Genomic DNA, 25024 nt, shown 5'->3' on the forward strand with positions numbered 1-25024 from the left:
CCCTGAGGGATTACTCTGAAGGTGCCTTTTCGTTCTTGCCTGCCAGCAGGCTGAGGAAATCGTATTTCTCCTTCAACTGCTTTTCTGCGGCCTTGTAAAGTTCGGCGGCCACGTCGGGTTGCTGCGTATTGAGGCGGCGGAAACGCTGTTCTTTATTCAAGGTTTCCGTCAGTTCACTGTTTGGCGGCCTGGAGTCCAGCGCTAACGCGGCCTTACCTTCCTCGGTGCGACGAGGGTCAAAGCGATAAAGCGGCCAGAATCCTGTTGCCGTCAGTTGCTTCATCTGGTCATGGCTGAGTGCCAGATCGTAACCATGCTCTTCACAAGGGCTGTAAGCGATAATCAGGGAAGGGCCAGGGTAGGCCTCGGCTTCCTGGATCGCTTTGACCGTCTGATTAAGCTGCGCACCCAGGGAGATCTGTGCAACGTACACGTGGCCATACATCATCATACTGACGCCAAGATCTTTACGCGCCTTGCGCTTGCCGTGTTCACCAAACTTGGTTACGGCCCCCAGCGGTGTGGCTTTGGATTGCTGCCCACCGGTATTGGAATAGCATTGGGTATCCAGCACCAGCACGTTGACGTTCTCCGTCAGGCTCAGCACATGATCCAGACCACCAAAGCCGATATCGTAGGCCCAGCCGTCACCCCCGATCAGCCAGATGGATTTATCCACCAGGTAATCGGCATCGGTGGCAAGTTGGCGGGCATCGCTGCTTTGAACATTGGCCAGCAGGCTGCGCAACTCCGCGATTTGCTCACGGCGTGGGCCGGTAGCCATCTCATCGGCCTGCAATGCTGCGACTAACTGGGCCGGTAATTGCGGTGCCAGCGTATCAAGCAGGCGCAATACCCGGTTGCGATGCTGATCCACCGTCAGGCGGAAGCCCAGCCCAAATTCGGCGTTATCTTCAAACAATGAGTTTGCCCATGCGGGGCCGCGACCCTGCGCATTGGTGGTGTAAGGCGTGGTAGGCAGGTTGCCGCCATAAATGGAGGAGCAACCCGTGGCATTGGCAATCAGCAGGCGATCGCCATAAAGCTGGGTCAACAGCTTGATATAAGGGGTTTCACCGCAGCCGGAGCAGGCACCTGAGTATTCAAACAGCGGAGAGATCAACTGCGAGGTGCGGATATCGATACGCTCGATCTGGGCGGGATCGATTTCCGGCAGTTGCAGGAAGAAATCGTAATGGGCCTTTTCTTCCGCCAGATGTTCAAGGCGGGAGGCCATATTGATTGCCTTGATTTCCGGGTTCTGGCGATCTTTCGCCGGGCAGACCTCAACGCACAGGTTGCAGCCGGTACAGTCTTCCGGCGCGACCTGGAGTACGTATTTCTGGCCGCGCATATCCCGGGCTTTTACATCCAGGGATTGCAGTGTGGCCGGGGCGTCTGCCATGGCTTCTGGCTGAACGACTTTGGCGCGAATGGCCGAATGCGGGCAGGCGGCGACGCAGTGGTTACACTGGGTACACAAATCCGGCCGCCAGATCGGAACCTGTTCGGCGATATTGCGTTTTTCCCATTGCGTCGTACCTACCGGCCAGGTGCCGTCCGGTGGGAAAGCAGAAACCGGCAAGGTATCCCCCAATCCGGCCAGCATGACGGCGGTAACCGTTTTAACAAAATAAGGAGCAGCATCTGACACCACCGGTGGACGTATCGGGCTGTTGCTGTCGATAGGTTGTAACGGGATCACCGTCAACTCACTCAGCGTGGCACCCAAAGCCTGCCAGTTGCGTTCGACAATTTCCTGGCCTTTGCTGCTATAGCTGCGGGCAATGGCTCCCTGCAACTGCTGCAAAGCCACATCGCCAGGCAGGATCTGCGTCAAATGGAAGAACGCCATCTGCATAACGGTGTTGATACGGGCACCCAAGTGGCATTCGCGTGCCAGTTTGGCGGCGTTGATAATATAAAACTTTGCCTGGCGCTGATGCAGTGTTGCCTGAACCTCTTGCGGCAGGCGTGCCCAGACCTCTTGCGCGCTATACGGGGTATTGAGCAGGAAAATACCGCCGGGTTTTAACCGTTCCGCCATTTGGTAAGTGTCAATAAACTGCAACTGGTGGCAGCCAACGAAATCTGCGCGGCTGACCAGGTAGGCGGAATTGATCGGCTTCTCGCTAACCCGCAGATGAGAAACCGTCAGGCCACCGGCCTTTTTAGAGTCGTAAACAAAGTAGCCTTGAGCGTACATTGGCGTGCTGTTGCCAATGATTTTAATGTTGTTTTTGGTTGCCGAAACCGTGCCGTCGCTGCCAAGCCCGTAGAACAACGCCTCCAGGGAGGCGCGCTGGGGCAGCGTTTTTTCGCTTAACGGTAAAGAAAGGCCGGTAACATCGTCAAAAATACCGACGGTAAAGCGCGGGCGCGGTTTGTCCAGCGTCAGTTCATGGAATACGGCCAACGCGCAGTCAGGGCCAAATTCTTTGGAAGATAAGCCATAGCGCCCACCGATCACCAACGGCAGGGTGGCGCGTTCACCACGGCTGAAGGCTTCCGCCAGCGCGGTCATCACATCCAGATAAAGCGGTTCTGCCAGTGCGCCCGGCTCTTTGGTGCGATCCAGCACGGCAATTTTTTGCACACTCTCCGGCAATGCGGCGATCAAGTGCCTGGCAGAAAACGGGCGGAAGAGGCGTACCTTCAGCACGCCGACTTTTTCGCCCAGAGCGAGCAGGTGGTCGATCACTTCTTCGCAGGTGCCGATGGCCGAGCCCATCAGGATCACTACGCGTTCGGCCTGAGGATGGCCATAATACTCAAACGGCTGGTAGCTGCGGCCACTGAGGCGGGCAAATTTCGCCATCGCGTCACTAACGTGGCGATAGGTGTTGTCGTACCACGGGTTAGTGGCTTCCCGCGATTGGAAATAAGTGTCCGGGTTGGCAGAAGTGCCTCGTATTACCGGGTGATCGGGTGATAAGGCTCGGCTGCGGTGCGCATCGATGGCGTCCTGCGGCATCATTTGCAGCAGCGTTTCGTCGCTCAACGGGGCGATTTTATTGATTTCGTGAGAAGTGCGGAAACCATCAAAGAAATGGATAAAGGGCAGGCGGCTGTTCAGCGTGGCCGTCTGGGCGATCAGCGCAAAGTCTTGCGCCTCCTGCACATTGCTGGCACACAGCATGGCACAACCGGTCTGGCGCACGGCCATAACGTCAGAATGATCACCAAAGATCGATAAGGCGTGGGTAGCGACGGTACGAGCGGCAACGTGCAATACAAACGGGGTGAGCTCACCGGCCAGTTTGTACAAGGTTGGGATCATCAGCAGCAATCCCTGCGAAGAGGTGAAGGAGGTCGACAGCGCACCGGTTTGCAGCGCCCCGTGGACGGTAGCAATGGCACCGCCTTCGGACTGCATTTCGACTACGCGTGGGATGTCTCCCCAGATATTTTTTCTGCCGTCCCCAGACCAGTCATCAGCCTGTTCTGCCATGGTTGAACTTGGGGTAATCGGATAAATAGCAATCACTTCATTAGTGCGGTAAGCCACGGAAGCGACAGCATTATTACCGTCTGTAGTAATCATCTGTAGTACCTTTCTTCGCTCACAAAACTGCAAAAGTCGCTCTCTTGCATTAATAACCAAAGTCTAACAGAAGGATTTATATCCGCTTTATCGCGTTTGTGTGGCAAAGAAAAAATAGATGTAACGTGATATTTGGTTAAGAAATAATTACTATTTGTCGCGTAACGGTAAAGCGTTGCCCTGATTTAACGTTAATTTAATCTCCGCGTTTTATAATGATTAAACGCTATACAGACGGAAGAACCGAGCAATGACTGGATTGATGTATTTGGCGATGGCAATCGTCGCGGAAGTGGTCGCAACGACGATGCTGAAAGCTTCGGAGGGGTTTACCCGTCTATGGCCTTCGCTGGTGGTTGTGGTGGGCTATGCGATCGCATTTTGGGGGCTTTCGATGGTGGTGAAAACCATGCCATTGGGGATTGTATATGCCATCTGGTCGGGGATGGGCATTGTGTTGGTTTCCATTGCTGCGGTATTTATTTATCAGCAGAAATTGGATCTCCCTGCCGTGATCGGCATGGGATTAATTGTTGCCGGGGTGCTGGTGATTAATTTGCTGTCAAAATCAGCGGTGCATTAATTAGTCGTTGCCGTAAAAACCAGCGTAGCATCGGGTTACGCTGGTTAAGTTTCCAGAAATAACGCGAAGTAATTATCATCGGTATATTTAGTTAATATCTGAAGTTCCCCCTGGATAGATCCTAATCTCTGCCTTAGCCTACAACTCGCTGTACACCCTGCAAACTGGCGCCTCAACGGAGCAGAATTCCTATTTTGCCCTGTAAACCTGAATGGAAGGGGCGGTCCGGTCAAAAAAATGGCAAATTAATGCTCAATCGTATTTTCATTATTAAGCTAACAAGCTAGATTAAATAAGTTAGCCCCGCTGGCTTTTAGGCTACGGGCTGGGTAAACATCAAAGATAACCAAACGAGCCCGGACTCATATATCCGTCGTTTTTCAAGCTGCGGCGTTGTTACCTGCACTCGAACCCCGGCACTGACTGAAGTAAGCGCCAGGGGGATGAACGAGTTGGTCGCCTAACGGCAACTTGAAGTCCATAGGGTAGAGCGACTTGAGTTATCAGCATTGGCAATTTTACACAGCATCATTATCAGGTTCAGAGGTATAAACAATGTTCACAGCAAAATGGCTGCTGGCTGGCGCCGTACTGTTTTTGTCTGCCTGCAGCAGTAACCAGGAGGAACCCCCACAGCTAGCCAACAGTGCCAATATGGGGGCAATACCCACCAGTGCGAACTGTGCCAGCGCCGGAGGGGTAACCACCATCGCGCATCAGCTCAATGGTGATACGCTCAGAATGTGCCAGATGCCGAATGGCAAACAGTGCGAAGAGTCGGCGCTGAGCCGTGGTGCCTGTGCCAACGCGGGGTGAGGTCGTACCGGGCCGTAATGGATCTTGGAGCGACCCGGTGGATCAGGCTTATTGCACCCAATCTTTCAGGGTATAAACCAACTGATGATCGCTGCCGGTTAACGTCAGTTGCTGGCCGTTGAGCGAAACTTTCGCGCCATTAGCCAGCAGGGTGCCGATCGTCTGGTCCCACTGGTTGAGCTGCGCATCTGCACACATCATGCGGGTAGAGGCGAGGTTTTTCACCGTCAGCACCCCATTTTCCAACTGGCCCTGGCCAAAGAAGCGGTTACACATGGCTCCCGAAACGTGCATTTTCTCGCCGAATTCGATATTGGGGCCGCTGCCTTGTTTAGCGTTAACCGCCAAACCATCCACGTTTTGCAACACAAAGTTATGGTGCAGCAAATCGCTGTCCACCACGTTTTTACCCTGCGGGGGCGTTTGATTCATTCCACACCCAGCCAAAAGTGCCGCTGCTAACGTAATAGGGATCCATTTTTTCATTTTTGCTCCAGAAATCAGTTGCCAATCAAAACAACGTGAAGGGACGCCAGACGCGTCCCACAAAACATTAGGCATTCAGTTGATTTGGGCAGGGCTCACCACGAGAAAGCTGTTCAATATTCTTCAGCGTGGTTTGCGAAATGCTGGTCAAGGCTTCTTCGGTCAGGAACGCCTGATGCCCGGTGAACAGCACGTTGTGGCATGCAGACAGGCGGCGGAAAACGTCATCTTGAATAACGTCGTTAGATTTGTCTTCAAAGAACAGATCGCGCTCATTCTCATAAACGTCCATCCCAAGCGCACCGATTTTTTGTTGTTTCAATGCATCGATGGCGGCAGAAGAGTCAATCAGTGCACCGCGACTGGTGTTGATGATCATCACCCCGTCTTTCATCATCGCGAAAGCGTCGGCGTTCAACAGGTGATGGTTTTCCGGTGTTAGTGGGCAGTGCAGGGTGATGACGTCAGACTGGGCATACAGGGTTTTCAGGCTGACATATTCAGCACCCAACTCCAACGCCTGCTCGCTTGGGTAAGGATCGTACGCCAGCAGTTTCATGCCAAAACCTTTCAGGATACGCATGGTCGCCACGCCTATCTTGCCAGTGCCAATCACCCCGGCGGTGCGATTATGCATGTTGAAACCGATCAGCCCTTCCAAAGAGAAGTTGGCATCGCGGGTACGCTGATAAGCACGATGAATACGGCGGTTCAGGCACATCATCATTCCCACGGCATGTTCTGCCACGGCTTCTGGTGAATAGGCCGGCACACGGACAACCTTGATGCCCAACTCTTTGGCAGCATCGAGATCGACATTATTGAATCCGGCACAGCGCAGAGCGAGGATTTCTACCCCCAGCGCTGCCAGCTCTTCCAGAACCTCGCGGCTACCGTCGTCGTTAACGAAAATACAGACTGCCTTGCAACCGATAGCGGTTTTAGCGGTTTTTGGGCTTAGAAGAAAATCGAAAAACTCCAGCTCATAACCAAACTGCTGATTTACCAATTCAAGATACTTACGGTCATACTGTTTGGTGCTGTAAATCGCCATTTTCATCGTGGTTTCTCCCGCGTGATTTTGTGATAAAATTAACATTATTTTCTAAATTTGACAACGGGTTAGGCTGAAAATTCTTATTCTAAGCGGCAGGGTTTAGTAGCGAAAAATCAGTCTATTAGTGAAATTTTTACCTGCCAGAAAAATACTGTTCTTAAGATGACTATTATATTAACAATGGGAATGCATGACCTTCACCTGCCGAGGGTTTCGTGCCATCATTGCCAGGTGATTTGACGGCGATGATCTTGCTAATCAGGAATAAAACCAGCGCTTAATGACAAAGAAATTAAAAGTATCCCTAGCGGTAGTGGCGGCGATCGGCCTGTTGGTTATCACATTATGGCAAACCTTACCACGCTGGTTGCCTCGTGCGCTGTCTCCCTGGCTACCCCAAGGCAGCCAACTGGTTTTACAAGGCCCATTACGCTGGCAACAGGGGGGCTGCAGCTGGATGGGATCAGCGTTAAGGCTCAGGGTTGCCTGCTTGCCAATGCCAGCCATCTGAGCCTTTCTTATCGTTCGGGCCGCTGGTTGCTCAATGGCGATCGGGTCAATGTAGATACCGCCTGCCTGTCACAATTACCTGCCGGTGACGCCAACAGCGCAGCACTGTCGCTGGATCACCTGCAAAACCTGACCCCACCTTTTGATCTGAACATTAATCTCTTTACGCTCACCCCATGGCAAGCCTATGCCGGTAAATTGCAACTTGTGTCTTCCGCAACGGGCCAGCAGTTGCATTATCAAGGCGCTAATATTACCGCTGAGGTGGTGCTGGACACACACCAGCAGTTGACGCTCAATAAACTCAGCATTATCCCTCCCAACAGCATGGCACCGGTAGAGCTGACCGGCAAAATTACCATCCCGGTGGATTTGGCCAGCATGCCAAGCCAGGGGGCACTGCAAGGTGAAATGCAGACCGCTTATCTGGAAAAACCGCTGTTGCTGGATTTACACTGGCAACAGCAGCAAGGCGTGTTGACCTTAACGGAAAAGGGCAGCGAGCAACCTTTGGCGACCTTGCCTTGGGAAGTCACGCCGCAGCAAATCAGTATCGAGAAAGGGCAATGGCGCTGGCCTTATATTGATCAACCGCTCAGCGGTGGCGTTAGCGTCGCTCTGCATGGCTGGAGCAAAGGGTTTGATGAAACCCAAATTAACGCGCGCCTGAACGTGATTACCGCCGGGCATAACGGCAAAGGTAATGCAGTGCTGACGCTCGGGCCCGGTAGCGTGGGGCTGACCAACAGCAACCTCGGTTTCCAGCTAACCGGTCAGGCCAATCTGGCTGATTTCTCGTTCACTGCTTCCATCCCCGGTATTATTAGCGGAACCATTCTTAACCCTACATTGGTGTTGCAACCCGGCTCGTTGCTGCGTGCCTGGGGCAAACCGGCAGCGGAGATGAAACTGGAAGAAGCGCGCCTGCCGTTGGCCGGGGTAAAAGTGACCGCCGAAGGCATCACTGGCCGCCTGCAGGCGATCGTCAGTGCCAGCGACAATTATTGGGGCCGATTCAAATTACACCTGGACGGCCAGGCGCAAACTTTCTGGCCAGATAACGGCAATTGGCAGTGGCGCTACTGGGGCAATGGCAAACTGCCGCCTTTGCAGGCTGCCTGGGATGTCGCAGGTAGCGGCCGCTGGCAGGATACCCGCATTACGCTGGACCGCCTTTCCACCGGTTTTGACCAGCTTAAATACGGCATGATCAGGGTATCTGCTCCGCGCCTGACGCTCAGTCAACCGGTCGTCTGGCAGAAAAACGCCGCCAATCCGCAGTTTACGGGGAGTTTGCAACTGGTGGCTGATAAAACCAGTTTCAGCGATGGGGGTTATTTGCCGCCATCGGTGCTGGATTTACAATTGAGCGGCACTGGGCCAGACAGTTTCCAGTTGAAAGGGGCTTTGCAGGCCGATCCGATTGGGCCTATCGCTCTTCGTGGTCGCTGGGATGGTGAACGCCTGCGCGGTGAGGGCTGGTGGCCGAAACAATCGCTGACGGTGTTCCAACCGCTGCTCCCACCCGATCTGAATATCAAGCTGCGTCAGGGGGAGTTTTATGCTCAATCGGCGTTCTCTGCGGCGCGAGTGCAAGGCTTCGAAGCCGGTGGACACTGGGTAGTGAATAATGGGGGGATGTGGCTGAAAGATGGTGAACTGAGCGGGCTGGATTTTGTACTGCCTTACCGGTTGAAAGATCACCTGTGGCAACTTGGGGCCAAGCGCCCGGTAACACTGCGTATCAAGACACTCACTAATCTGTTCGAAATGCAGGATATCACGGCCGATCTGCAAGGCACCTATCCTTACAGCGAGGCGAACCCGTTAACCCTGAGTAACGTTGGGCTGGATATTCTTAAGGGTCATATCAGCCTTTCAGCATTGCGTATGCCCCAGCATGATGCCGCAGTGCTCAAGCTGGATAACATCGATCTCAGCACGCTGTTTACCGTGCTGAATCCGAAACAGTTTGCCATGTCGGGCCGTGTAGAGGGTGAATTACCGCTTTATCTTAACCATCCAAAATGGCTGGTGCGCGACGGATGGATCGCCAATGCCGGAATGCTGACGCTGCGATTGGATAAGGATATGGCCGATGCCATTGGCAGCAATAACCTGGCGACGGGCGCTGCCATCGACTGGTTGCGCTATATGGAGATCAACCGTTCGAAAGCCAGGGTCGATCTCGACAATCTGGGCGAACTGACGCTAACAGCGCGTATCGACGGTGTAAATCCGCAGAAAAATGCCAAACGTGAGGTTATCCTTAACTATAGCCATCAAGAAAACATATTTCAGCTATGGCGCAGCCTGCGCTTTGGCGACAATTTACAAGAGTGGCTGGAGCAGGCCCTCTCTAAACCCGGGGAGCAACAATGAAGATCACGACCAGGCCATTGCTGGCAGCCGTGCTGGGGGCCGCCTTACTGAGCGGTTGCGTACCGCGCATTGAGGTAGCGACGCCTAAAGATCCAATCACCATCAATATGAATGTCAAAATTGAACATGAAATCCGTATTAAAGTGGATAAGGATGTTGAAAATCTGCTGAAAACCCAGAGCGATCTCTTCTAGGAGCCAAGATGAAAAAACATTATCTGTGGTTGATTGCCGCTGGTTGGTTGTTCAGTACCCAGGCCCAGGCACTAACGCTGGATGAAGCCAAGCAACAAGGGCGGGTAGGCGAAACGCTGAGTGGCTATATCGCCCCGGTGAAACAGGATGCGCAGACACAGGAGTTGGTGAAGAAAATCAATACCGGGCGCGCAGAAAAGTATCAGCAAGTGGCTGACAGTAACCATATACCCATCGACGAAGTGGCGCGCATGGCGGGCCAAAAGCTGGTGACAAGGGCACCTGCCGGTGAATATGTGCGCGGTATTAACGGTCAGTGGTTGAAGAAATAAAAAAGCGCGCCAGCTGGCGCGCAATAGTTAATGCAGATATTGATTTTTATCGGGTAATACGGGGTTGCAGGGATTGTCTTACTTATTGTTGGCTTACCGGGCGCATTTTCTGCACCCGGAAATATAAGTCACGCCGCGATCACTTCCGCCAATGCCGCTTTGGCATCTGCCTGTGCCTTGGTCGCCACGTCTGGACCATAGGCAATACCTTCCGCGAACACAAACTCAACGTCGGTGATGCCGATAAAGCCCAGGAACAGACGCAGGTAAGGTTCTACCACATCGGTTGCGGTGCCTTTATGAATACCGCCACGGCTGGTCAGAATGATGGCACGCTTACCTTTCACCAGGCCTTCCGGACCTTTTTCGGTATAGCGGAAGGTGACGCCAGCACGGGCAATCAGGTCAAAATAGTTCTTCAACTGGGTTGGAATATTGAAGTTGTACATTGGTGCAGCAATAACGATGGTGTCATTGGCCTGCAGTTCAGCAATCAACTCATCCGACAGCGCCAGGGCTTCTTGCTGACGCGGTGTCAGTGGGGTATCTGAAGGGCGCAGTGCGCCAACCAGTTCACCATCCAGCACCGGGATGGGCTGTGCGGCCAGATCGCGTACGGTAATGGCATCGTTGCTGTGAGTGTTGGCCCACTGCTCAACGAAGAAATCGGCCAATTGGTTAGACTGGGAGTAGGTAGCCAGAATGCTGGATTTAAGAACCAATACTTTGCTCATCGAAAATTCCTTTCGTTATGACAGTGACCTCGAGGCTGCTCGCCCCTTGCATGAGCAACACTTTATTCATCTTTATCAAACAGGGATAGCGGAATATTTCGAGATCTTCGTTCGATTTTATTGAATAAGTAAACCCGAGCTATACGCAAAATAATTGGAGGGACGGCGGGGCGGCAAGAGCATTAATCTCCTGGCGCTGAATTATGCCAGTAGCTGGGGTTCACTCTCGCGGCCAACAACGCTGCAACTTCACGTAAGAAGGCTATAAGCGGATGGATTATGGGGAGAAATAACCTTGTGATATTCTGTCCCGCTAAGTCAAAACAGACAACCCGATTCGAAACCGTTGCTAATCAGTTCCTCCCCCTCGGGGAGAAGGGGCGAAAGCTCTTAAAGCAGCGAAGAAACAAGGAACACCGAACGTGAAATCTCCGCTCGCGGTATTGTCGTCCAAACTGGATGGCTTGATGCTCCGTGATCAACAGCGTCTGCAACGCCGGTTGCAGGGTGCTCGAAGAGTCAAAAACCCCGATGCTCAGCAGGCCGTGGCCGCCGAGATAGAAAATGACATCAATCAGGCTTTGCAGAAGGCACAGGCTCGGGCGGCCTCATGCCCGAAGATCATCTACCCGGAAAACCTGCCGGTCAGCCAGAAGAAGCAGAATATTTTCAACGCCATCCGTGACCATCAGGTGGTGATTGTTGCGGGCGAAACCGGCTCTGGGAAAACGACCCAGATACCCAAGATTTGCCTGGAACTCGGGCGCGGTATTAAAGGGTTGATCGGCCATACTCAGCCGCGCCGTCTGGCTGCGCGCACCGTGGCCAACCGTATTGCCGATGAGTTGGAAACCCCGCTTGGCGGCAGCGTGGGTTACAAAGTGCGTTTTAACGATCAGGTCAGTGAAAACACCCTGGTCAAACTGATGACTGACGGTATTTTGCTGGCCGAGATCCAGCAAGATCGCCTGTTGATGCAGTACGACACGCTGATCATTGATGAGGCTCACGAACGTAGTCTGAATATTGACTTTATCCTGGGTTATCTGCGGGAGTTGCTGCCCAAACGCCCTGATTTGAAAGTGATCATTACCTCTGCCACCATCGATCCGCAGCGCTTTTCCCGGCATTTCAATAATGCGCCGATTATTGAGGTTTCTGGCCGTACCTATCCGGTAGAAGTCCGTTACCGGCCAGTGGTGGATGATGCCGATGACACCGAACGCGATCAATTACAGGCGATTTTTGACGCGGTTGATGAACTGGGGCGTGAAGGGCCAGGTGACATCCTGATCTTTATGAGCGGTGAACGCGAGATCCGCGATACCGCTGATGCGCTGACCAAACTCAACCTGCCTCATACCGAAGTGCTGCCATTGTATGCTCGCCTGTCTAACAGTGAGCAGAACCGGGTGTTCCAGTCTCATCACGGCCGTCGCATCGTGTTGGCAACCAACGTGGCAGAAACCTCGCTCACCGTGCCGGGTATCAAATACGTTATCGATCCAGGTACGGCGCGTATCAGCCGCTACAGCTTCCGTACCAAGGTACAGCGTCTGCCGATTGAGCCGGTTTCACAGGCTTCGGCCAACCAGCGTAAAGGCCGTTGTGGGCGTGTTTCGGAAGGTATCTGTATCCGCCTGTTCTCGGAGCAGGATTTCCTGTCTCGCCCAGAGTTTACTGACCCGGAAATTTTGCGTACCAATCTGGCCTCGGTCATCTTGCAAATGACATCGCTTGGCCTGGGGGATATTGCGGCGTTTCCGTTTGTTGAAGCGCCGGATAGCCGTAATATTCAGGACGGTGTGCGTCTGCTGGAAGAACTCGGCGCGATTAAAACCGCCGATAACGGCCATTATCAACTGACGCCGCAAGGGCGCCAATTGGCACAGTTGCCGATCGACCCACGCTTGGCCCGCATGGTTTTGGAAGCTCAAAAGAGCGGCAGTGTGCGTGAATTGATGATTATCACTTCGGCCTTGTCGATCCAGGATCCACGCGAACGGCCAATGGATAAGCAGCAGGCCTCTGATGAAAAACACCGCCGCTTTGCCGATAAAGATTCTGACTTTATGGCCTTTGTGAACCTGTGGGATTACCTGAAGGAACAGCAGAAGGAAAACACCGCCAGCCAGTTCCGCCGCCTTTGCCGCAATGACTACCTCAACTACCTGCGTGTGCGGGAATGGCAGGATATTTACACCCAATTGCGCCAGGTGGTGAAAGAGTTGGGGTTGCCGGTCAACAGCGTGCCTTCGGATTACCGAAGCGTGCATACCGCTTTGCTGAGCGGATTGCTTTCGCATATCGGGCAAAAAGATGCGGATAAGCAGGAGTTTACCGGTGCGCGCAATGCTCGCTTTTCAATTTTCCCCGGCTCGGGGCTATTTAAGAAACCCCTAAATGGGCGATGGTGGCCGAACTGGTAGAAACCAGCCGCCTGTGGGGGCGTATTGCTGCACGCATTGAGCCAGAGTGGATCGAGCCGATGGCGCAACATCTGGTCAAGCATCATTACAGTGAACCACATTGGTCGAAATCCCAAGGGGCGGTTATGGCCAGTGAAAAGGTCACGCTGTTTGGTCTGGCCATCGTTGCCGCTCGCCAGGTGAATTACAGCACGCTCGATCCTCTGCTGTGCCGCGAGTTGTTTATCCGCCATGCGCTGGTTGAAGGTGACTGGCAAACCCGGCATCCGTTTTTTGCTGCTAACCTCAAGCTGCGTGCGGAGGTCGAGGAACTGGAGCATAAATCGCGCCGCCGAGACATTCTGGTCGACGACGAAACGCTGTTCGGTTTCTACGATCAGCGCATCCCGGGCGATGTAGTTTCTGGGCGCCATTTTGACAAATGGTGGAAAACCGCCGGTAAGCAAAACCCCGACCTGCTCAACTTCGAAAAAGAGATGTTGATCAAGGATGGGGCCAATAAGGTCAGCGCACTGGATTATCCGAACTACTGGCATCAGGGCAACCTCAAACTGCGCCTGACGTACCAGTTTGAACCGGGAACCGATGCCGATGGCGTCACGGTGCATATCCCCTTGCAGATCCTCAATCAGGTCGAAGAGGCGGGTTTTGAGTGGCAGATCCCGGGCATTCGCCGTGAATTAGTGATCGCATTGATTAAATCGCTGCCAAAACCGATACGCCGTAGTTTTGTGCCTGCACCCAACTATGCCGAAGCTTTCCTGGGCCGTGTCACGCCGATGGAAATGCCACTGTTGGATTCGCTGGAGCGCGAGTTACGTCGCATGACTGGCGTGACGGTGTCACGTGAAAGTTGGCAATGGGATCAGGTGCCCGATCATCTTAAAATGACCTTCCGTGTGGTGGATGAAAAACACAAAACCCTGCGTGAGGGTAAAGATCTGGCCGCGCTGAAGCGGCAACTGAAAGAAAAGGTGCAGGAAACCCTGTCGGCAGTGGCCGACGATGGATTGGAGCAAAGCAATCTGCATATCTGGAGCTTTGGCAAATTGCCGGAGTTTTATGAGCAGAAACGCGGTGGTTACTCCGTCAAGGCATATCCCGCGTTGGTTGATGAAAAAGACAGCGTAGCCATACGCCTGTTTGACAGCGAACAGGAACAACAGCAGGCCATGTGGCAGGGCACCCGGCGTTTGCTGTTGCTGAATATCCCATCGCCCATCAAGTATCTGCACGAAAAATTGCCGAACAAAGCCAAACTTGGGCTGTATTTCAACCCATATGGCAAGGTTCTGGATCTGATCGACGACTGTATTTCATGCAGTATTGATAAACTGATTGCCGAACATGGCGGGTTGGTCTGGCAGGAAGAAAACTTTGCCCGCCTGCAGGAGTGCGTGCGTGCAGAGCTGAATGAAACGGTGGTGGGTGTTGCCAAGCAGGTTGAGCAGATCCTGACCACGGTATTCAATATTAACAAGCGCCTTAAGGGCCGCGTTGATATCTCGTTGGCATTGGCGTTGTCAGACATCAAAAACCAGCTTGGCGGTTTGATCTACCGTGGATTTGTTACCAATAACGGATGGAATCGCCTTCCGGACACCTTGCGTTACCTGCAGGCTATCGAACGGCGGCTAGAAAAACTGTCTATCGATCCACACCGTGACCGTGCGCAGATGCTACGGGTGGAGCAGGTACAGCAAGCCTGGCAGCAGTGGCTGAACAAGCTGCCGCCAAAACGCCAACAGGATGAAGACGTGAAGGCGGTACGCTGGATGATTGAGGAACTGCGCGTCAGCCTGTTCGCGCAGCAGTTGGGGACGCCTTATCCGATTTCTGAAAAGCGGATCCTTCAAACCATCGAACAACTCTCGGCTTAAGCCAGTTATCTGCGCAGTTTTGCTGCGCAGATAACACTCAACAGGCGGCAGGCCAGCAGTGTCAGGCTCAGGTTCTGGCCGCAGCCAGCCAGTGCCAATCCTGTGGCAATCAGCAGAGAGTAGAGTAACCCTGATAGCGCACTGGCGGTGTACCGGGACGACGCCTAAACGATTTATGGCTGGGGAGGGAAAAAGCAGTGTGAATTTCAAGTAATCCGTACCTGCAAGATGTCAAATACGATCTTTGTCACATAAATAAAATTAATTACAAAATAAATAATTGCGATAACCATCACAATTATCCTATTGACAATTTATAAAACAATAAATGTTTATTATTAATTAGTGATGTAGATCTCCAATTACATTTGCTTTCATGCTAACTCTGATTTATCTCACAAAAATGGCCATTATTGCGTTCCTATTATTTACCTCTTAAGCTGCATCTCAATGTGCAATCCCTTTGAGATAAATAACAGGAATAATAATGAATGGATTGATGGACTATTTCCCTGAAAATGCCTTTGCTATTCACTGTGGCGTTTACGACTGGCTACAGGCCATTGATTTTTCGATGGCCCCGCTGTTGGCCAATAATATTATTGAACCACGATATGTAACAGCAATAAAGCACAGCACTCAGCACAATGGTGCGTATTATATTCTCACGCCGGAAGTGGCAATGCCACATGCTCGCCCAGAAGAGGGGGCGCTGGGCACGGCATTATCGTTAACATTGCTGCCTCAAGGGATCTATTTTAATGATGATAACCCACAGGTAAAGATTCTAATTGGTTTGGCGGCCAAAGATGCCGATAGCCATATCAATGCAATTCAGTTGTTGAGTGAAATGTTTTGTGATGACCAGGCGATTGAACAACTTATTCATGCGCAGCATGTACAAGCAATAAAGGAAATTGTTCAGCGCTTCTGATTTTTCCTCAATCAAGGATAAATATAATGGCCAATAAAACCATGCGCGCCAGAGTGCAAGCTTTTGGCGGGTTCCTTACGGCTATGGTAATCCCCAATATAGGCGCATTTATTGCGTGGGGCTTTATTACGGCGCTGTTTATTCCAACCGGTTGGATGCCAAATGCCCATTTTGGCCAATTGGTCGGCCCGATGATCACTTACCTGTTGCCATTGATGATTGGCTCTACCGGGGGCTACCTGATAGCTGAGAAGCGTGGTGCGGTGATGGGCGGGATTGGCACCATCGGCGTGATTGTGGGTGCCGATATCCCGATGTTTATTGGCGCGATGGTGATGGGGCCGCTGGGCGGGGTGATCATCAAATATATCGATACCAGATTGGATAAACGCATCCCGGCTGGATTCGAAATGGTGGTTAATAACTTCTCATTGGGGATTGCGGGCATGTTCCTGTGCCTGTTTGCCTATGAGGTGATTGGCCCAGCGGTGCAGCAGGCCAACCAACTGGTGCGGGCTGGTATCGAAGCGCTGGTGGCCACCGGTTATTTGCCGCTGCTATCGATTATCAACGAACCGGCGAAAGTGTTGTTCCTCAATAACGCTATCGATCAGGGAGTCTATTATCCGCTCGGTATGCAGGACACCGTTGAGAATGGCCGTTCGATTTTCTTTATGGTGGCTTCCAACCCAGGGCCTGGGCTTGGCATCTTATTGGCTTTCTCGCTGTTTGGGCAGGGTATGAGTAAAAAATCGGCTCCTGGGGCAATGATTATTCATTTCCTTGGCGGTATCCATGAACTCTACTTCCCCTATGTCCTGATGAAGCCATTGATGATTATCGCCATGATCGGTGGGGGCATGACGGGGATTTACGTGTTTGATCTGATGGGGGCCGGGTTGGTTGCCGGACCAAGCCCGGGATCTATCTTCGCATACCTGGCGCTGACACCGCGCGGTGGTTTTGCGGGTACCTTGGCTGGCGTGGCTGCAGGGACGCTGGTTTCATTCCTGATAGCTTCTTTGATTCTGAAAATAGAAAAACAACGGGTGACCGAGGATAACTTTGGCGACTCGCAACAACAGGTGAAAGCATTGAAAGCCGCAGGTAAAGGGCAAACTCAGCCAATCCGCCATATTGCTTTCGTCTGTGATGCCGGTATGGGTTCCAGCGCAATGGGGGCGACCACCTTCCGTAAACGCTTGGAAAAGCTTGGGCTGCCGATCAGCGTGAAACACTATTCTATTGAAAATATACCTCCCGAGGCGGATTTGATTGTCATCCACTCCAGCTTGGAAGGCCGTGCCGACCGAGTCACTGATAAACCCAAAACCTTGATCAGCAACTACCTCGGTGACAGCAAACTCGATCATCTGTTGCAACAACTGGTGGAAACACAGTCAGAAAAGGAAAACGCATGAAAACTCAGGTTGCCGCCATCTATGGCCAAAACGATGTTCGCCTGCGAGAATTTGAATTACCTGCGTTAGGTGCAGATGAACTCCTGGTTAAAGTGATCTCGGACAGCGTGTGTCTGTCCACCTGGAAGGCCGCCAAGTTGGGGGCCAGCCACAAGCGCGTACCCGATGATGTGGCCGATCATCCGGCAATCACCGGCCATGAATGCGCAGGTATTATTGTGGAGGTAGGTAGCAATCTGCAGCAACGTTTCAACGCCGGACAGCGCTTTGTGCTGCAACCGGCAATGGGGTTGCCGAGTGGCTATTCGGCGGGCTATAGCTATGAGTTTTTCGGTGGCAATGCCACCTATATGATCATCCCACGTCAGGCGGTGGAGTTGGGTTGTGTACTGCCGTATGAAGGAAGCTATTTTGCTGCGGCGTCGCTTGCCGAGCCGATGTGCTGCATCATCGGTGCCTACCATGCCAATTACCATACAACCCAGTATGTTTATGAGCATCGTATGGGGATCAAACCCGGCGGCAATGTGGCTCTGTTAGCCTGCGCCGGGCCAATGGGTATTGGTGCCATTGATTATGCAATCAATGGCAATATCCGCCCGGCGCGGGTGGTTGTAGTCGATATCGACGAACAGCGTCTGGCACGGGCCAGATTACTGCTGCCGGAAGCTGTCGCTCTCGAAAAAGGCGTCGAGCTGATCTATGTCAACAGCAGTCAGTTGACCTATCCTGCGGCATCGTTGCGTACACTTACACAAGATCATGGTTTTGATGATGTGTTTGTCTACGCTGCAGTGCCGGAGGTGCTGGCGTTGGGGGATGATTTGCTGGCAGAAGACGGTTGTCTGAATTTCTTTGCCGGGCCAACAGACAGCAATTTCAAAGTTCCGTTTAATTTTTACAATGTGCATTATGCTGCCACCCATGTGGTGGGAACTTCGGGGGGTCTACCGGTGACATGCTGGAAGCCCTGCAACTGACGGCCGAAGGGCGTATTAATCCATCAGTGATGATCACCCATATTGGCGGTTTGGATGCAGTACCGGAGACCATCATCAATTTGCCAAATATTCCCGGCGGCAAAAAGCTGATTTACAACTTTGCCACTATGCCGCTAACGGCGATTGCCGATTTCCAACGGCTGGGAGAACACGACCCGTTTTATGCCCGTCTGGCACAACTGGTGGCAGAAAGCCACGGTGTGTGGAACGAACAGGCTGAACGTTTCCTGTTGCAACATTTTGGCGTAGAAACAGGGCTATAGCCGCTCCGCAGGCGGCGTTGGCCGCCTGTAAGGTGATATCGTGGCCGGTATAAAACAAAAAGAAGGGGACTTGTGCGCAGAAAGCCTTATGATTAATGACAGAACCCAGACATTACACTTGCATTAATGGTATCGCAGGCCGAATGAAAACGCTGACAGAAGATGAAATTATTGAACAACTCGACGAGCAGCAACAATTGCTCAATTGGTTAAACAAAGCTAATGAAATTTTATTTTCTGCTATCAAGAGCTATTTACCACAGGTATTCGTTAATAACGATCCTGATATACAAGAATATGCGGTTAAGCCATTGCTGGCGAAATCTGGTCCTTTGGATAATATGGATGTTTCCCTGCGCCTACTGTATGCGTTGGGCAAGATCAAAAAAACCGTTTATGCCGACATCATTTGTCTTTCACAATTCAGCCAGCACTTACAGGCTGAAAACGGCTCGCTGAGCTTTCATGACGAAATGACCTATGATTTTATTTCCAACCTGAATGCTATTACGGAAAATGAGCAGCTTTTCAATGCAATAAGAAAGATGAAATTTTCCAGTTTTGAGGTTTTTAATACCGAGCGTTACGGCAATATGGTCAAGACCGGATTAACGCTGGCAGTGACTTCGCTGTTAAAGGAACTGACCAATGAAGACAGCGCTGAATGTTAATGGGTTAATAATTGAGTCCTTTTTTGCCGATGAGGAAATTGAACAATTGCATTTGCCGTTGTTGCAATTTTTGGCACAGAAGCAGCGGCAGAAAGACGAACGATTAGTGGTATTCCTTGCAGCCCCGCCCGGCAGTGGCAAATCGACACTGACGGCATTCTGGCAGCATTTGTCGGCCCAACATAAAGAATTACCGGTGCTGCAAACCTTGCCGATGGACGGTTTTCATCATACTAATCGCTGGCTGGATGCGCATGGGCTTCGAGGCAGGAAGGGGGCGCCGGAAACGTTTGATCGTGGGCAACTGGAATTGGCATTGGCGTCACTGCGCCAATCGCATTCGCTTTGGCCGGCTTACGATCGCGTATTACACGATCCCATCCCTAACGCTATCGAAGTGACGGCCCCGGTTGTCATTGTTGAAGGTAACTGGCTGCTGCTTGACGAGCCGGGTTGGCGGGATCTGGCTAAATTCAGCGATTTGACGCTGTTTATTCAAGCGCCACCGCAGCAATTGCAGGCGCGATTGGTTGAGCGAAAAATACGCGGCGGGTTATCTGCAGAGCAGGCCAATGCTTTTTACCAGCAGACCGATGGGCCAAATGTTGAAAGAGTATTGCATCACAGTTTACCCGCCACCTTGCCCCTGATGTGGGATAACGGTGGCCTGCGATGCAAAGAAGGGTTATTTACTGGATGCCAGCGCGTCCAGGGCGTCACGGATAGCGGTAACTGAAAGAGCTCGGTTATCGGCACGGTAGCGATCTTGTGCAGCGGGTGCGGAGCTTTGAATCGCAATCAGCCGCCAGCCATCAGCGGTTTTCAGTAACAGGGGAGAACCGCTGTCACCCGGTAAGGTGTCGCACTGATGCGATAACACCCCCTGTTGCGCCCAGCCTGTGACCTTACAATTCTGGTGGCTGTACAGGTCATCAAGGTGATCTTCTGGATACCCGGCCTGGGTAATCAGGCGTTTTGCCAGTTTAAGAGCCTGCGTTAACGCTTTACTGTCACCTTGCCATAGCGGCAGCGGCTTGATGGCCAGCGGTTTCTTATCTTTCAAACGAATTAACGCAAAATCATAGGCGGCTGCGGCTGGGGGAACGATCCAACCGTCACCGTCCGCTTTCAGTTTTTGCCCTAATGCTTTATCAACCAGAGTCTCGATATTTTCCGTCTGGTAGGTCCAACCTTTGCTGGAGGAAATAAAACGCAGGGCTACGGCTTTATCCAGATTACCGGGCGGTGCCAGAACACAGTGCCCGGCAGTCAGCGCCAAATGGCGGGAGATCAGCGTCGCGGTGCACAGGTTGCCACTGGCGGTTTCCACCTGGCCAATGGCCTGCCATGGCCAACCGTGGGTTTCAGTGACTTTAATTCGTTCATCCTTGCCAAAAAACAGACGGGTCTGTTCCGCCATCGCCGCGTCGATCGGGCTATCAGCGTGCACGGACAGGGATAAAGCCAAAGGAAATAAGCCCAAAAACAGCAAAACGGGTATGCGCATAAGTTTCTTGCCTGACAAATACGGATTTCCATAAACACACTGAATGCTAACTATAGACTGATTTGGTCACAGTGTAGATGGTCAGTGATTGATTTTTCGATAATTTTCTGAGGGAACCGTAGGAAATTACAGATAAAAGAAAGTGGCGATTAGCCCGCAAACAAGCAGGGTGCCCAGGATAATTTCAAACAGATAGCGATGCAGCATAGACAACCCCCGATGAAAAAACACCCGGAGAACCGGGTGTTGAACAAATCTTGCCAGAACAGGTGAGGTGCCTCACGCCACTTTGCAATCAGGCAGCCGGAGTTGCTGCTTTATGGCTTACTTTTTTGTGGTGCTTTTTAGCTGTCTGAGCTTTCTGGGCCGGGGCTTTTTTACCGCTGGCTTTGTGGTGCTTCTTGGCTGCCTGAGCTTTTTGCTCGGTTGTTTTCTTGGCGTGATGTTTTTTCATGTGGGTGGTTTTCGCTGGTGCGGCTTGGGTTGTAGCGGCTGGTGCAGGTGCAGCAGCAGGAGCAGCGGCCTCAGCGGCGAAAGCGATAGATGACAAGCCCATTGCAGCGGCAACAACCAGAGCTAATACTTTTTTCATGGGTAAATCCTCAGATTTCTGTTGGTGTTTAACCCCACTGCGGGGCCGTTGAAATAATCTTATGCAAACCGAGGATGACTTTCCGTGAGTGATTGGTTTCGGCGTGTAACCTAATGTACGAGTGGCTTGGGCGGGGGTTCCTGTCGTCATACGAAAGCTTGGTGCACACTAAATTAGTTACAACATACATCTAGAGATGGACAAACCAGCAACATGCGACACCGGTGCTCTGGGCAGGGAAGTGCACTATGGAACATCGTTAGCTTTTAAAGGCCAAGGTCGCGACATGTCCCAGCAAACTCGCAATGCAGACTGCCACATGCAGCACCCTCTGGATTTCTGAACTTGTGTAGTGGTACGCATATGAATGAGAATAATACTCATTATTATTTACTTATAAAAAGAGACGCCATAAGGTGGATAAGGCTGTATTCACATACGGTTGATATCACTCAAATCCGTCTATTATTTGAAAAGGAAATTTAATTATGGCTCGATATGAAGATACAACTCAGTACGAACGCGATGTCCTGACTTCAATGGGATATTATTGGAATGGCCATGGCTGGCAGCGTGGTTTTGATCTGTCGGATGGTAACATGGTGGTTGAAGCCTGGTCTGGTAATCGCTTACCGGAGAGGCAAAAGGAAATCAGTAACATTACGCATCTATGGGACCAGAAGATCTCCGATATCAATAAACCAATAAGCGCTTTTGATCCTGAGGATGATGATGTTACGCCATTCAGTAATGAGGCCAAAGAGAGTTTCCGAAAGGACTCCGATAAGGCTATCGAGTTTGCGGCGAACAAAGTCCACGATCTTGACAATCAAATTAAGGAAATGCAAAAAGATATTGATGAACTAAATGGTCAGTTAAAGAAAGATAACCAAACTGTATTAGAAAAAGCTAACCTTAATGCCATCATCAGTAAACTTAAAGTCAGTAAGGAGCGCCTGACCGTCCTGCGTCATGAAGCTAATAAACGGCGGGTGCAACAACAATACTTGAAGCGTAACAATGAAGATTGGTTCTATTCGAGAGAGAAGCCCACCCCGGGGGTTAGAGAGCAACAGTCATTAAACAGAAAGGAAATGGGCAAAGCGCGGGAGCAGGTGAAAAATATTCAAACGGAAATCGATGCGGCAAAAAACAGGTTAGAACAACTGGAAAATGAGCAGCGTCAAAAAGAAAATGAGGTTAATCGGCTTAAAGATCTAGACCTTACTACCGAGGCAGGCTTGCTACGTACTGAAAATGATGCCCGCCAAAGCGAACAGAGCGCACAAAATGCGTTAAACGATGCGAATGGTCGTATTAATCAAGCCGCCAATGATAAGGCGAGTGCTGAAAAACTTTCCCGTGACTATGAATATAAAGCGGCCCAGGCTGAGTCTAAAAGGAAAAGACACAGTGATCTGCTGGATAATTTTATTAAATGGAACACCGAAGTTGATTATGGCAAAGAGGCGTGGTGGGCGGAGTTTGAAGGTGCGATGGATTTGATCGCAAAACTGGCTAGTGAGCGTGACACTGCAATAAGCCAGATGAATGCCGCGAGAGAATCGGCCAAACGCGCGGCAAACCGTCTTGAACAGGCAAAAAGAGACAAGCTCAATGCGGAGAACACGCTCAATAATGCTCGGAAAACGCTGGCGGATGTGCAGAACCAGAAACAGGCTAACGACAAAGCTAAACAAGAGGCAGTAGCCAAGACCGAACAGGACCGTGTTAAGGATGCTGTCAAGTACACGGCTAATTTCTATACGGAATTAACTGGTAGATTTGGTGAGCAGTCGGCCAAAATTGCACAAGAGTTGGCGGATGCGGCAAAAGGCAAGCAGATCCGCAATGCAGATGAGGCGCTGAAAGCTTTTAATAAGTATAAGGATGTGCTAAATAAAAAATTTAGTGTTAAAGATCGTGAGGCGATTGCTAAAGCGCTTGAATCACTCAACCGCGATCAGATGGCGAAAAGTTTAGCCAAGTTTAGTAAGGCATTTAACTATGTTGGTTGGACAATCGTTGGTTATGACACCATGAAAGAAATAGAAAAAGCGCTAGAGAGCAATAATTGGCGGCCAGTTTTTGTTAAACTGGAATCTTTGGCCGCAGGCAGGGCTGCAACGGCGCTAACTGCTTTTGCATTTAGTATTATCCTTGGGGCCCCATTAGGAATATTAGGCTTCGCCATAATAATGACATTGGTTAGTGCTTTCATAGATGATTCTTTAATGGAAGAGGTGAATAAATTAATAGGAATTTAAAATACATGGCTCTAAGGTTTATGCCTTAGAGCTTTAAATATAATCATGAATAAGTAAAGGGTTGATAAAAATATTGCAAATACAAGGCAGAATAAATCATAGATCACTCGTACACTTCCGCCTACAGAGCTAACAAAAAAATCCTGCTGCCAAAATTTTCGGGTGGAGTATTTCAATGCTATTATTTCAATGAACTTTTTTGCGAATGGGACCAGGATACAGCTAATTACGGATAGGATGAGGATGAGTGTTAATCTCTCGCTTTCTGGGTTTTTGTACCATGCGCCGTATGCTGCGCTGGTATAAAACATTCCCCAAAATATATTTTTTAAATAGTAACCCCATGTCATAATTGCTCCTCCTTAGTATTTCACACCGAACTCACTACTGATGCAGTGTACCATTGTAGTTCTAATCAATCATTAATGGTTCGGATACTAAACAGGAATTACACCATTCTGATCTGGCTAGTGGATCACTCTAGAATGATCTTATCCCCCGTCGCCGGGCTAATGGTATTCGGCAACCACAGCAGCCCCCAAGGGCCGGTGCAATGGCAGCCCATGACTTTTTCGGGTTTGATGTGCTTGAGAAAACGCTGCACTTGCCATAATCGCAGCGGTGAGGCCGTTCTCAGGTGAAAACCGCCAATCAGCGCGTAGATTTTATCGATACCGGTGATCTTCTGGCAGTGTCGCACAATGTTGATGACCCCCCGGTGTCCGCAGCCGGTGATGATAATCAGGCCTCGGTCGGACTTATAAATCAGCACACCCTCATCGGTGACGTAATCAGGTGATGAGTTGGCATCTTCAATAATGCCGTAGGCTTTGGGGGCAGGAGCTTCGATTTCACCAGACCAGATGAAACGCTCACTGATATGCACGGGGGAACGGGTCAGCTCCATGGTGTGGCGCGAGTAATCTACTTGCGGTGATAACCGTTTAATTTTCTTTACGCGACCTAGAAGATTCACGGCAGCATAGCGTACGTCTTGCACACCGGGGTGGCAAATTATCCGGCTGTTTTCAGGTAGCCACGGGACGCCACCGCTGTGATCGTAATGACCATGAGAGAGCACGGTAGCGGTCAAGTTATCGAGGCTGAACCCCATCCGAGCGGCATTGTGCAAAAAGCTGCCGTCCGGCCCGGTATCAAACAGCACGCTGTCCGAACCATCCTGAACCAGTAGGCTCAGTCCGGGCTTAATGGTTAACGCTTTATCCGCACCGGCAGCCCGGCGATTTTCAAGTAGCACATTGATGGTTAAGGTCATGATGACTCTTTAATAGTAAAGCTACCATTGGCTCCCGCACCTAATCTTTACACGGGCGCAGCATGCAGCGCCCCCTACGTAGTGCCACATTAGCTGCCAACGACGCTGGACTGGTTCCCTCTCCAGGGGAGAGGGTGAGGGGCGT

17 protein-coding genes and 3 pseudogenes are annotated in these 25024 nt (G+C 51.2%); 12 read left to right on the top strand and 8 right to left on the bottom strand.

All coding sequences use genetic code 11. From position 1 onward, the window contains the following. Positions 1-10: 10 nt before the first annotated feature. Positions 11-3544 carry a pyruvate:ferredoxin (flavodoxin) oxidoreductase gene (gene nifJ / locus ACQ86O_RS18795; protein WP_431222365.1) on the bottom strand — a complete coding sequence of 1178 codons (3534 nt, stop codon included), beginning with the start codon at positions 3542-3544 and terminating at the stop codon, positions 11-13. A 250-nt stretch (positions 3545-3794) separates the two neighbouring features. Between nifJ and ACQ86O_RS18800 the strand changes: the two genes are divergently transcribed. Next, entirely contained in the window at positions 3795-4127 is a 333-nt protein-coding gene (locus ACQ86O_RS18800; RefSeq protein ID WP_431222366.1) for an SMR family transporter, read from the top strand. A gap of 555 nt (positions 4128-4682) precedes the next feature. Further along, a complete protein-coding gene (locus ACQ86O_RS18805) occupies positions 4683-4943 on the top strand; it encodes a putative hemolysin (protein WP_431222367.1) in 261 nt (86 codons plus the stop codon). Between the two features lie 48 nt (positions 4944-4991). On the opposite strand, the gene hslJ is transcribed toward ACQ86O_RS18805, so the two are convergent. Together hslJ and ACQ86O_RS18815 are read right to left on the bottom strand one after the other, a co-directional pair. Continuing rightward, a complete protein-coding gene (hslJ, locus tag ACQ86O_RS18810) occupies positions 4992-5429 on the bottom strand; it encodes a heat shock protein HslJ (RefSeq protein WP_431222368.1) in 438 nt (145 codons plus the stop codon). Positions 5430-5496: 67 nt separating this feature from the next. Continuing rightward, positions 5497-6489 (bottom strand): 2-hydroxyacid dehydrogenase, encoded by a 993-nt coding sequence (locus ACQ86O_RS18815; RefSeq protein WP_431222369.1) that lies wholly within the window; start codon positions 6487-6489, stop codon positions 5497-5499. Between the two features lie 277 nt (positions 6490-6766). Here ACQ86O_RS18815 and ACQ86O_RS18820 point away from each other — a divergent pair. The 3 genes and pseudogenes from ACQ86O_RS18820 (at position 6767) to ACQ86O_RS18830 (ending at position 9904) form a co-directional block, all read left to right on the top strand. Continuing rightward, a pseudogene (locus ACQ86O_RS18820) lies at positions 6767-9378 on the top strand (YdbH family protein). Next, positions 9375-9572: a YnbE family lipoprotein gene (locus tag ACQ86O_RS18825; protein ID WP_431222370.1), complete on the top strand. Its 198-nt coding sequence runs from the start codon at positions 9375-9377 to the stop codon at positions 9570-9572. The pseudogene ACQ86O_RS18820 and the gene ACQ86O_RS18825 overlap by 4 nt, the downstream one beginning before the upstream one ends. An 8-nt stretch (positions 9573-9580) precedes the next feature. Beyond that, positions 9581-9904: a YdbL family protein gene (locus ACQ86O_RS18830; RefSeq protein WP_431222371.1), complete on the top strand. Its 324-nt coding sequence runs from the start codon at positions 9581-9583 to the stop codon at positions 9902-9904. A 128-nt stretch (positions 9905-10032) separates the two neighbouring features. On the opposite strand, the gene azoR is transcribed toward ACQ86O_RS18830, so the two are convergent. Continuing rightward, positions 10033-10638, bottom strand: a complete 606-nt coding sequence (gene azoR / locus ACQ86O_RS18835; protein WP_431222372.1) for an FMN-dependent NADH-azoreductase — start codon at positions 10636-10638, stop codon at positions 10033-10035. Positions 10639-11060: 422 nt separating this feature from the next. On the opposite strand from azoR, the pseudogene hrpA reads away from it, so the two are divergent. The 6 genes and pseudogenes from hrpA to ACQ86O_RS18865 all read left to right on the top strand — a co-directional run bounded on the left by hrpA (position 11061) and on the right by ACQ86O_RS18865 (position 19973). Next, positions 11061-14947: pseudogene (gene hrpA / locus ACQ86O_RS18840) on the top strand (ATP-dependent RNA helicase HrpA). Between the two features lie 487 nt (positions 14948-15434). Continuing rightward, positions 15435-15881: a PTS sugar transporter subunit IIA gene (locus ACQ86O_RS18845; RefSeq protein WP_431222373.1), complete on the top strand. Its 447-nt coding sequence runs from the start codon at positions 15435-15437 to the stop codon at positions 15879-15881. Positions 15882-15907: 26 nt separating this feature from the next. After that, on the top strand, positions 15908-17302 hold the full coding sequence (locus ACQ86O_RS18850; RefSeq protein WP_431222374.1) for a PTS mannitol transporter subunit IICB: 1395 nt from the start codon (positions 15908-15910) through the stop codon (positions 17300-17302). Continuing rightward, a pseudogene (locus ACQ86O_RS18855) lies at positions 17299-18566 on the top strand (zinc-binding dehydrogenase). The gene ACQ86O_RS18850 and the pseudogene ACQ86O_RS18855 overlap by 4 nt, the downstream one beginning before the upstream one ends. A 143-nt stretch (positions 18567-18709) precedes the next feature. Then, positions 18710-19237 carry an MltR family transcriptional regulator gene (locus tag ACQ86O_RS18860; protein WP_431222375.1) on the top strand — a complete coding sequence of 176 codons (528 nt, stop codon included), beginning with the start codon at positions 18710-18712 and terminating at the stop codon, positions 19235-19237. After that, a complete protein-coding gene (locus tag ACQ86O_RS18865) occupies positions 19215-19973 on the top strand; it encodes a nucleoside/nucleotide kinase family protein (RefSeq protein WP_431222376.1) in 759 nt (252 codons plus the stop codon). The genes ACQ86O_RS18860 and ACQ86O_RS18865 overlap by 23 nt, the downstream gene beginning before the upstream one ends. Here ACQ86O_RS18865 and ACQ86O_RS18870 read toward each other — a convergent pair. Then, a complete protein-coding gene (locus tag ACQ86O_RS18870) occupies positions 19923-20744 on the bottom strand; it encodes a trypsin-like serine peptidase (protein ID WP_431222377.1) in 822 nt (273 codons plus the stop codon). The genes ACQ86O_RS18865 and ACQ86O_RS18870 overlap by 51 nt on opposite strands. Positions 20745-21039: 295 nt before the next feature. Then, on the bottom strand, positions 21040-21336 hold the full coding sequence (gene asr / locus ACQ86O_RS18875; RefSeq protein WP_431222378.1) for an acid resistance repetitive basic protein Asr: 297 nt from the start codon (positions 21334-21336) through the stop codon (positions 21040-21042). A 488-nt stretch (positions 21337-21824) separates the two neighbouring features. On the opposite strand from asr, the gene ACQ86O_RS18880 reads away from it, so the two are divergent. After that, positions 21825-23603, top strand: coding sequence for a colicin-like pore-forming protein (locus tag ACQ86O_RS18880; protein WP_431222379.1), 1779 nt, complete (start codon positions 21825-21827; stop codon positions 23601-23603). 11 nt (positions 23604-23614) lie between these two features. On the opposite strand, the gene ACQ86O_RS18885 is transcribed toward ACQ86O_RS18880, so the two are convergent. Then, entirely contained in the window at positions 23615-23953 is a 339-nt protein-coding gene (locus ACQ86O_RS18885; protein ID WP_431222380.1) for a colicin E1 family microcin immunity protein, read from the bottom strand. A 125-nt stretch (positions 23954-24078) separates the two neighbouring features. Next, positions 24079-24879, bottom strand: coding sequence for an MBL fold metallo-hydrolase (locus ACQ86O_RS18890; RefSeq protein WP_431222381.1), 801 nt, complete (start codon positions 24877-24879; stop codon positions 24079-24081). Between the last annotated feature and the right edge of the window lie 145 nt (positions 24880-25024).

Source organism: Serratia sp. L9, assembly GCF_050632285.1.
GTDB lineage: Bacteria > Pseudomonadota > Gammaproteobacteria > Enterobacterales > Enterobacteriaceae > Chania.